This is a genomic window from Enterococcus nangangensis, assembly GCF_005405245.1.
In the GTDB taxonomy this organism is placed as follows: domain Bacteria; phylum Bacillota; class Bacilli; order Lactobacillales; family Enterococcaceae; genus Enterococcus_J; species Enterococcus_J nangangensis.
In genome coordinates this window covers 65,181-74,278 of sequence record NZ_BJDR01000006.1, presented here as the reverse complement: position 1 = coordinate 74,278, position 9,098 = coordinate 65,181, and the positions used below count along the sequence as shown (strand labels likewise).

The window sequence follows — 9,098 nt, the reverse complement described above, 5'->3', positions numbered from 1 at the left end:
CCATATGTTTTTTTGTTTTTTTTCAAAAAAATTAAGGACCGATAGAATTTTCTATCAGTCCAATAAATTATAGAGCCCAATTAATCTAAGTAGCCTGAGGTTGTGCCAGCAGTAACTGCTGGCACAACCTTTTTTAGCTCGTCCATGCAAAAAAAGAATGACTAAAGTCCTGACTTATGCTTAAAAAACTTGTATACTATTTTTGAGGTGTTTAATATGGATGAAAAAGATTTAGCTATGCTTTTGGCAATGGAACAAACAAAAAGTATCACCCACGCCGCAGAGCTACTCTTTATAAATCAATCTTCCCTTTCTAAACGGTTGCAAGCTTTAGAAAATAAGTTAGGCAAAAAACTTTTTATTCGCTCCAATACGGGGGTCAGTTTTACGCCTGAAGGTCGCTTAGTTTTGGAGTACGCTGAAAAGATGCAGCGTTTATCCACTGAATTAAACACGCGGCTAGCCACCAACAGTGCCGAAATTTCGGGCACCTTAAACCTCGGTTGTTCCATTGAATATGCCCACTTTTTATTGCCTAAGATTTTGGCAAATTTTCAAAAGAAATTTCCGGCTATTCAACTGAGAATTATCACAGACTACAGTCGCATCATTCATCAAAAACTGTTGGCTGACCAAATGGATATCGCCATCATCCGCGGCGACTTCCCCACGGCTATTCCAGCCCTAGAGATTGCCAGGGAAAACGTGTATCTCATTTCCTTAACGAAAAAGACCTTGGCCGAGTTAAAGACGATGCCTTTTATTAATCGCAATAGTGACCGTAATTTTAAAAATGAAATGGAACAATGGATGATTGAAAATGACTTGTACCAGCTGAACAAGCAAACTATTCTTATGGACAACGTTACTTCTTGCGTTGCCTTTGTGCAAGAAGGTCTCGGCTGGGCCATTGTCCCTGCCATTGCCTTAGGAGATTTTCACGGTTATGCCAAACAATTATTTTTTAAAGATGGTCAGCCCTTCACCCGCTCGACCCATTTAATGTATAAAGAAAGTCGCTTGCAGCTGCCTGCTGTTGCGGCCTTTAAATCGATGTACGATACTCAAAGGTAAAAATACGTCGCGAACCTCTTAACTCATTGAGGTCCGCGACGTATTTTATTTTTCTTGCAATAAAGCGATTAACTTTTCTTGGACATTTTTTAATTTTTCGCGTCGTAACTGTAACACTTTCAACTCTTCCTCGACTTTTGTTAATTCTTCGGCCACGATTTGAGCGTTGGCTTGCCACTGCAGGGTTGTCCCACACTGAGTGGTATGAAGCTGACGAATTTGACAAATTGCTTTAATGGAAAAACCTAACTGCTGTAAAGCTCGAATCTCCTTAAAGTCTGCCACTTCTTGTTGACTATACCAGTAATTACGCCCACGTTTTTCCGGCAGTAGCAACCATTCTGCTACATAAAACCGCACAGTATCCTTCGTGGCTTGACACTCTCGACAAAATTCTCCAATGAACATTTCATTACTCCTTGCTGCGGGGTGCACCCCATATTGTTTAATAGTCCTCAAAGGGAGGGAAAATGATGAAACCAACTTTAACAATCCTCACAGTTATTTACGCTAGTTTAATGCTTGGAGCAGTCTTAGCAACACGTAGTCTACCTAGCCATCTACGAATTTTCACCATAAGTGGCGCCCTTAGCATTCTTTTAGGGCTCTATTTTGCGCCTTTCCTACCCTTGGGTCTTTTGCTTTTACTGCTAGCAGCTATCGCCAATGGCCACTTTTTATATGGGCATCTGCACTGGCGGCATTTTTTGAGCCGTTTTTTGATATCTTTGCTCATTCTTTTCCTCTGGTGCAAAGTTCAAGGTAGCGGCTAGTTAATAAAAAGCAGTCAGCATAAGCGCTAACTGCTTTTTATTTTACAAGAAATAGGGGAATAATTCTTCTTTGGTTAATTTTTCTTTCGCCTCAGCATCAAAAGTAGCGGCAACCTGTCCGTCTTTTAAAACGACTAGTTGATCGCCATACGTTAAGGCATCTTGTAAGTTATGAGTAATCATTAAGCAAGTGAGCTTTTCTTGGCGCACCAACTCGTCAGTTAAGGCCATAATATTAGTGGCACTCTTGGGATCAAGAGCCGCTGTGTGCTCATCCAGTAAAAGTAATTCTGGTGTTTGGAGTGTGGCCATAAATAAACTCAAGGCTTGCCGTTGTCCACCAGATAAGGTGTCTGTCGCTTGATTTAAACGTTCTTCTAAGCCGTTTTGACTCTTGGCTAAGAGGGTTTTGTATTTAGCGGTGACACTTTTAGGCGCTACAAAATGGAATAAACTGGTCTTCCCTTTATTTTCTGCTAACATCAAATTTTCTAAGACCGTCATCCGGGGTGCTGTACCGAATTTAGGATCTTGAAAGACGCGGGCAATTTTTTGCGCTTGTTCTTTTAAAGGTAGCCGGCGAATCTCTTGACCATTTAAGGCAATGGAGCCAGTTGTTGGCGGATAAGTACCATCTAACAAGTTAAAGAGCGTCGACTTGCCTGCCCCGTTGCCCCCGAGAATTACCGTAAAGCTTCCTTGTTCCACCGTTAAATTTAAATTGTGGAGGATTTGTTTGTTTTCATTTTGATTTTTGACTGCAAAGGATAAATCGCGAATGGTTAAGTAACTCATGCTTTTTTTCCTCCTTCCATAAGATGGGGCAACATTAAGAAGAATGCTAAGATGATGGCCGTTATTCCTTTTAAGTAAGTGGTATCTAAACCTAAAGCGATAATCACAACTAATAATAATTGATATAAGATAGCCCCTAAAATTGTGCCCCATAAGCGTTTGCCTAAGGTGATATCTCCAAACAAGACTTCCCCTAAAATAATCGCAGAAAGGCCAATGACAATCACGCCAAACCCCTTGTTCACATCAGCGTAACCGTCGCTTTGGGCTAACAAAGCACCACTTAAACTAATTAAACCGTTTCCCAGCATTAAGCCGACAACTTCCATTTTGTTGTAATTAATGCCTAAACTTTTAGTCATCTTGGGATTGTCACCAGCGGCGATAAAAGCTTGGCCAAAGGTGGTGCGGGTGAAGAAGAAAAGCAATAAGCCAATGCCTACACACGCAACTAAACCAATCACTACTTCACGCGCGTCAGCGGGAAAAATTTTTAAAATTCCCAATTGGTTCAGCTTAGTAAAATGAAGTAAAGATAAGTTGGCTTGCCCCATCACCAAAAGCATCACGGAATTCATTCCCGACATCACTAAAATTCCGGCTAACAGTAACGGAACTTTCCCTTTGGTGTGTAGAAAACCTGTGACACTACCGGCCAAAGCACCGGCAATAAAAGCAATCAGGGTAGCTAAAAGCGGTGTAACGCCCTGGCGAATTAAGACCACCACCACCGCGCCTCCTAAAGGAAAACTTCCTTCAGCTGTCATATCAGGGAAATTTAAAATCCGAAAGGTTAAAAATAATCCTAATGCCATAATCGCCCAATAAAGGCCTTGCCCAATTCCTGAAACAATCATCTTACTTCCTCCTACTCACTAATTTCCGTAATATCTTTGGCTTCTTTTAGCACATCAGCACTAAAAGTAATGCCTAATTTCTCAGCGACAGCTTTGTTAATGGTTTTTTGACCTTCCGTTGAAGAGTAGACTGGAATGTCTTTTGGTTTTTTACCGTCTAAAATTTCAGCCACCATTTTACCTGTGTCGATACCAATTTGGTGTTGGTCAATTCCAATCGTCGCTAACCCACCTTGTTCCAACTGATCGGTGACCGAAGGGAAAATGGCTTTTTTTGCATCCATGGCTAATTGCACAACCGTATCTACCGCTGAAGCCACGGTGTTATCTTGTGGCAAGTAGATGCAATCATTTTCCGCTAAAGCTTTTTGGGCCACGGCTTTAATATCGTTGGTATTACTTACTACATAGTCATTCACAGTGATTCCAAGAGCAGCCGCCGAAGTTTTCGCGTCTTCGGCTTGAGCCTTAGAATTATCTTCATTGGAAGAATATAAAACGGCGATGTTTTTCACGTCAGGTAAAATTTCTTGGATGAACTTCATTTGTTCCCCCACCGCCGGACGCCCCGTAACCCCAGTGATTTGTCCTTCTGGTTTTTCTTCACTAGTGACTAGTCCTGCTTGCACGGGATAACTCACCGCCCCCATGACTAACGGCGTGTCTTTGGTTAAATTAGCCAAACCTTGGGCCGCTGGGGTAGCAATCCCCACCAACACATCAGACTTATTGACTAATTGTTGTCCCATGGTTTGAATTTTGCTTTGGTCAGCTTGGGGGTTCATGAGTAAAATTTCTACTTGATCTTTCCCGTAGCCAGCTTCCGCTAATCCATCCTCAATACCTTGCTCAATCGCATCTAAAGATGGATGGGTGACATATTGTAAAATCCCTACCACCGGTTTTGCAGCTGTCTCGCTATCCGTCCCACTCGCTTTTTTTGAGTCCGTGTAGACGCCGAAAAACAATAGGGCAAATAATAAAATCGTTACTAAGTATAATCCTTTTTCTTTCATCGTTATATCCTCCAATGGGTTCATTTTGATGCTTCATTGTCAACAAAAAAAGACTTCCCTAAACCTGGGAAGTCTCCACAAAAAAAGAAAATTCCCGCATAACATCTATGCGGGTTCACACTGAATTAACCGACATAGATACAAAATTTAGAAAATCTTTTCTAAACGTTGTATCTATGGAGAAACCATAAATACAACTATCTACGCCAGCTTTGCCATGTAAAAGTGCTGTTAGTTGATAGTCTCATTTAAGTTTCCTCCTCATTTGTTTTTTTACATCATAAGCCTAAAGGCAACTGACGTCAAGTAATTTTTAGAATATTTTTGCAGACAATTAAAAATGAATAACCAAAAGAAAGTCTTAACCTAGTCCAGCTCCTTAACGTTAGCCATGGGAAGCGCGTTGAGTTGTTCCATCCAATCTTTCGTTGCGCTAGTCTTTAACGTATAGCGATTCTCTTCTTTGCCTTTTTCGTAAAAGACACACGTCACGCTGTCATCAGCCAATTGATATTTTTCAATCGTCTCTTTAGCATCATAAACCAAAGGATAAACGTAAACTTGGTGATTTAAATCCCCCAGCGCTTTTTCATCCCCTAAAATTTCCCAAGCCTCTTTCGTTAACGTCCGCCCATTACGGAGGAAAATAACCGTTACCGCTTTTTGCTCTTTAACCGTCTGGGCTAACTCTGTTGTAGAAACAATCTTCACTTTCTCTTTCACCACTGGCGGGTACACAATGGCGTCTAACTGCGATTGGCGAATATTATTTTGAATCTGCGGAACAAAAAACAAGAAGAGGATTAAAGCAACGAGGACACTCACGGCAGTAATTCCCAACACTTGCCATTGTCGATTGGTTATTTCTTTTAAATCTTCTTTAAAATCGCTCCACCAGTTTGTCATCCATGCCATACGTTTACGTCCCCCTTATTGTTTTTATCTTACCAACTCCTTTAGCAAAAAACAAGCTCCCATCTCCTTAAGAATCTTTGAAGAAGTCGACTGTAAGGCCAAATGATAGCGTTTCCTTTTTCATTGTTCTTTAATAATGTTAAAATAAAAACGTAAGAGATCTATTTAAAGGAGGAAGATACGATGAGTACTATTGGCCGTTTTAAATCCCAAGAATTACGTAAAGATAACCCTTTGCTGTCCGCTTTAAAAGCGACCATTGAAAGTGCGTTTTACGGCAGTAATGTCACGAAAGTTCCTGATTTAGCTACCGCTTACCACAATGCTTACCACGCTCCCACCACTACCGTTACTGACATGCTGGTGAGTCAGGCCGAAGAATTAGGTTTACCAGCTGATGCAGTAGTCTTAGTCAATAACGACGGAAAAATTGTCGGCCGCACGGCTGCTGCCCGCCGCATCCTAGGACACCCCGGCGTAGACAGTGCCTATTATGCCGGTATTATGCGGGAGGCCGTTTATCAAAGTCTCCAAGAAGAGTTTTACCAAGGAGATGTGATTGTCGGCCTGTCGGAAGACTATAGTGTCAAAGCTCACTTAATGCTCCCTAAAGGGTATGAAAATAATTTTTATTCTTACTTGTTGAATTTCCAAATTGTCACCCCAGAAATAGAAAAACTTTACCAACGTACTCCTGAACTTACCGAAAATGATTTATTTATTTTCGCTAATCCCAATTGGTCCCACCCTGATTTTCCTAATGGTTTAGCTTTATTTGATCCGGAGCATAATGTCGCAGCCATCTTAGGCTTACGTTACTTTGGCGAATTGAAAAAAGCAACGTTAACCTTAGCTTGGGCTACGGCCCACCGTAATGGCTTTGTCGCCTGTCATGGGGGCATGAAACAATACGACCTTGGAAATAAGAAATTCACCATGGCCGCTTTTGGCTTATCCGGTTCTGGCAAGTCAACGATTACTTTAGCACAACACGATGACACGGTACCCGTGACAGTTTTACACGATGATGCTTTTGTCATTCACGAAGACACGGGGGCAACCACCGCTTTAGAGCCGGCTTATTTTGATAAAACGCAAGACTACCCAGCCGACTCCTCCGTTTTAGATTATTGCTTAACTGTCCAAAATGTCGGCGTAACCCTTGATGATCAAGGGCAAAAAATTATCGTGACAGAAGACATTCGCAATGGTAACGGCCGCACCATTAAGTCTCGCTACGTAACCCCAAATCGGGTGGACTATTTAGCCGAAAAAATTGACGCCGTCTTTTGGATTATGAAAGATGACTCCTTACCGCCGGTGGTAAAAGTTTCTGATCCGCAACTGGCCACCCTTTTTGGCGTAACCTTAGCGACGAAACGTTCTACTGCCGAAAACGTCGTGGGGGATGTCAATCTTGATAAATTGGTGATTGAACCTTTCGCTAACCCTTTCCGTTGCTATCCGCTACATGAAGACTACGCGGCCTTCCAAAAACTTTTTGCCAGCGGCGTGCGTTGCTATATTTTAAATACAGGCTACTTTAACGGACGCAAAGTGACGAAAGAAGAAACTTTAGGCAGTATTGAAAAAATTATGAGTGGTACTGCCAAATTTACCGACTTTGGGCCAATTCAACGTTTAAGTTATTTACCGTTAGAAAATCATCCGGTGCATTTTAATGATATTGGCTACATGAATAAGATTAAACAACGCTTAGTCGACCGCCTCGCTTTTATTAACGAGAAGAAAAAAAGCAATGATGGCTACGATGCTTTACCAAACGAAGCCAACGAATTTATGGAAATGATGATTTTAGATTTAGCCCAAGCGATGTCTGAGCAAATTTAAAGCATAGCACTCTTCCCCGCAAAACTTTGCGGGGATTTTTTAGGTTTCCTTTGCTATAATAGAAACGGAAAAGAAAAGGAGGGGTAACATGTCTTTTGACGGAACTTTTACCCATAGTATGGTCCACGAGTTACAAGCTTTACTTACTGGGGGCCGCTTATCAAAAATTCAACAACCTTACGAAATGGAAATTATTTTAACCATTCGTTCCCACGGGAAAAATCATAAATTATTATTATCCGCCCACCCCACTTATGCCCGGGTGCAAATCACGACGCTACCGTTTGATAATCCAGTGACGCCGCCTAATTTCACCATGATGCTCAGAAAATATTTAGAAGGCGGCATTTTAGAAAGTATTCAACAAGTAGATAACGACCGCGTCTTGCACTTTTACTTTAGTAAGCGCAATGAATTAGGGGATTTAGAAAACTTACTCTTAGTGGTGGAATTAATGGGCCGCCACTCCACCATTTTATTATTAAACAAAAACACCCAACAAATTTTAGACGCCATCAAGCACGTGGGACCTTCGCAAAATAGTTTCCGCCTGCTGCTGCCGGGGGCTACTTACCACACGCCACCTCTCCAAGACGTCCTCAATCCTTTTGTAGCCAGCGATGAAGAAATTTTTCACCTTTTGCAAACGGCAGAAACCTTAGATGCTCACTTTTTACAACAGCACTTCCAAGGCTTAGGCTTTGATACCGCAGCGGAACTTATTTATCGCCTGCAACAAAAGCCGGAAGCTAAAATGCAAACGTGGCGAGCGTTTTTCGCCGGCTTTGCTACACCTGTAGGCACTTTAAGCCAACAAAAAGGGAAAGAGTTCTTTAGTGCTCAACCATTTAAAAGTTTAACAACCATCGCGACTTATCCGACGTTAAGCACGTTACTAGACGCCTACTATGGTGATAAAGCCGAAAAAGATCGCGTCAAACAAATGGCTAGCAGTCTGTTAACAAAAATCACCAACGAGTTTAAGAAAAACCAAAAGAAATTGAAAAAATTACAACAAACTTTAGCAGACACGGAAAACGCTGAAGACTACCGTAGACGCGGCGAACTCCTGACTACCTTTTTACACGAAGTCCCTCGGGGCGTAAGTGAGGTCACCTTAAAAAATTATTACGAAGAAGATGCCCCCATTAAAATTGCGCTGCGGCTCGACTTAACTCCTAACCAAAATGCACAAAAGTATTTCCAAAAATATCAAAAAGCCAAAAATGCCATTAAAATGGTGGAAGCACAAATTGTCGACACCGAAAAAGAATTATCTTACTTACAATCGGTCTTAGATCAACTAGCTTTAGCGACTCCTTTAGAATTAGCAGGGATTAAAGAAGAATTGCAAGTCACGGGCTACGTCAAAGCACCAAAGAAAAAAATGCGCCAAAATTCAAACAAGCCTACTTTTCAACGTTTTATTGCTAGTAGCGGGGATACTATTTTAATCGGCCGCAACAACTTACAAAACGACCAGTTAACCTTAAAAACGGCGAAAAAAACCGATATCTGGCTCCACGTTAAAAATATTCCCGGTTCCCACGTGATTATTCAAAATCCTGACCCTAGTCCTGAGACTTTACAAGAAGCTGCCCAACTAGCTGCGTATTTTTCGAAGTACCGCTTAAGCTCTAACGTGCCGGTAGACTACGTAGCCGTCCGCTACGTCCATAAACCTAATGGCGCCAAACCCGGTTTTGTCATTTATGAGAATCAAAATACTTTATACGTCACCCCACAAGAAGAATTAGTCAACCAATTAAAAGCCAAATAAAAACCAAAAAGCTAGTCTTCATTTTCGTAAAAGAGAA

9 protein-coding genes are annotated in these 9,098 nt (G+C 41.6%); 4 read left to right on the top strand and 5 right to left on the bottom strand.

Features of this window, described 5'->3' with window-relative positions; genetic code table 11:
* The first annotated feature begins 216 nt into the window (after window positions 1-216).
* Complete coding sequence (locus FFM57_RS03655) at window positions 217-1,074, top strand: LysR family transcriptional regulator (RefSeq protein WP_137599163.1); 858 nt, start codon at window positions 217-219, stop codon at window positions 1,072-1,074.
* Window positions 1,075-1,119: 45 nt separating this feature from the next.
* Here the strand turns inward: FFM57_RS03655 and FFM57_RS03650 are convergent, their stop codons facing one another.
* Complete coding sequence (locus FFM57_RS03650) at window positions 1,120-1,482, bottom strand: MerR family transcriptional regulator (protein WP_137599162.1); 363 nt, start codon at window positions 1,480-1,482, stop codon at window positions 1,120-1,122.
* Window positions 1,483-1,547: 65 nt separating this feature from the next.
* Here FFM57_RS03650 and FFM57_RS03645 point away from each other — a divergent pair, with 65 nt between their 5' ends.
* Window positions 1,548-1,847: a hypothetical protein gene (locus FFM57_RS03645; RefSeq protein WP_137599161.1), complete on the top strand. Its 300-nt coding sequence runs from the start codon at window positions 1,548-1,550 to the stop codon at window positions 1,845-1,847.
* A 42-nt stretch (window positions 1,848-1,889) separates the two neighbouring features.
* Here FFM57_RS03645 and FFM57_RS03640 read toward each other — a convergent pair whose 3' ends face one another.
* The 4 genes from FFM57_RS03640 to FFM57_RS03625 form a co-directional block, all read right to left on the bottom strand.
* Window positions 1,890-2,642, bottom strand: a complete 753-nt coding sequence (locus FFM57_RS03640) for an ABC transporter ATP-binding protein (RefSeq protein ID WP_137599160.1) — start codon at window positions 2,640-2,642, stop codon at window positions 1,890-1,892.
* Window positions 2,639-3,499 (bottom strand): ABC transporter permease, encoded by an 861-nt coding sequence (locus tag FFM57_RS03635; RefSeq protein WP_137599159.1) that lies wholly within the window; start codon window positions 3,497-3,499, stop codon window positions 2,639-2,641. Before FFM57_RS03635 ends, FFM57_RS03640 begins: the two co-directional genes overlap by 4 nt.
* A gap of 11 nt (window positions 3,500-3,510) precedes the next feature.
* On the bottom strand, window positions 3,511-4,515 hold the full coding sequence (locus tag FFM57_RS03630) for an ABC transporter substrate-binding protein (RefSeq protein ID WP_137599158.1): 1,005 nt from the start codon (window positions 4,513-4,515) through the stop codon (window positions 3,511-3,513).
* A gap of 366 nt (window positions 4,516-4,881) precedes the next feature.
* The gene (locus tag FFM57_RS03625) at window positions 4,882-5,430 is read right to left on the bottom strand and encodes a hypothetical protein (protein WP_137599157.1); all 549 of its coding nucleotides are present in this window, start codon (window positions 5,428-5,430) and stop codon (window positions 4,882-4,884) included.
* A gap of 183 nt (window positions 5,431-5,613) precedes the next feature.
* Here FFM57_RS03625 and FFM57_RS03620 point away from each other — a divergent pair, with 183 nt between their 5' ends.
* Both FFM57_RS03620 and FFM57_RS03615 read left to right on the top strand, forming a co-directional pair.
* Window positions 5,614-7,281, top strand: a complete 1,668-nt coding sequence (locus FFM57_RS03620; protein WP_137599156.1) for a phosphoenolpyruvate carboxykinase (ATP) — start codon at window positions 5,614-5,616, stop codon at window positions 7,279-7,281.
* Window positions 7,282-7,369: 88 nt separating this feature from the next.
* Window positions 7,370-9,061 carry an NFACT RNA binding domain-containing protein gene (locus tag FFM57_RS03615; RefSeq protein ID WP_137599155.1) on the top strand — a complete coding sequence of 564 codons (1,692 nt, stop codon included), beginning with the start codon at window positions 7,370-7,372 and terminating at the stop codon, window positions 9,059-9,061.
* Window positions 9,062-9,098 lie beyond the last annotated feature (37 nt).

What these genes read in the sequence shown, in the direction of transcription:
- FFM57_RS03615 (WP_137599155.1), top strand. Translation starts at nt 7,370, where the DNA reads ATGTCTTTTGACGGAACTTTTACCCATAGTATGGTCCACGAGTTACAA.
- FFM57_RS03620 (WP_137599156.1), top strand. Translation starts at nt 5,614, where the DNA reads ATGAGTACTATTGGCCGTTTTAAATCCCAAGAATTACGTAAAGATAAC.
- FFM57_RS03635 (WP_137599159.1), bottom strand. Translation starts at nt 3,499, where the DNA reads ATGATTGTTTCAGGAATTGGGCAAGGCCTTTATTGGGCGATTATGGCA.
- FFM57_RS03640 (WP_137599160.1), bottom strand. Translation starts at nt 2,642, where the DNA reads ATGAGTTACTTAACCATTCGCGATTTATCCTTTGCAGTCAAAAATCAA.
- FFM57_RS03630 (WP_137599158.1), bottom strand. Translation starts at nt 4,515, where the DNA reads ATGAAAGAAAAAGGATTATACTTAGTAACGATTTTATTATTTGCCCTA.
- FFM57_RS03650 (WP_137599162.1), bottom strand. Translation starts at nt 1,482, where the DNA reads ATGTTCATTGGAGAATTTTGTCGAGAGTGTCAAGCCACGAAGGATACT.
- FFM57_RS03655 (WP_137599163.1), top strand. Translation starts at nt 217, where the DNA reads ATGGATGAAAAAGATTTAGCTATGCTTTTGGCAATGGAACAAACAAAA.
- FFM57_RS03625 (WP_137599157.1), bottom strand. Translation starts at nt 5,430, where the DNA reads ATGGCATGGATGACAAACTGGTGGAGCGATTTTAAAGAAGATTTAAAA.
- FFM57_RS03645 (WP_137599161.1), top strand. Translation starts at nt 1,548, where the DNA reads ATGAAACCAACTTTAACAATCCTCACAGTTATTTACGCTAGTTTAATG.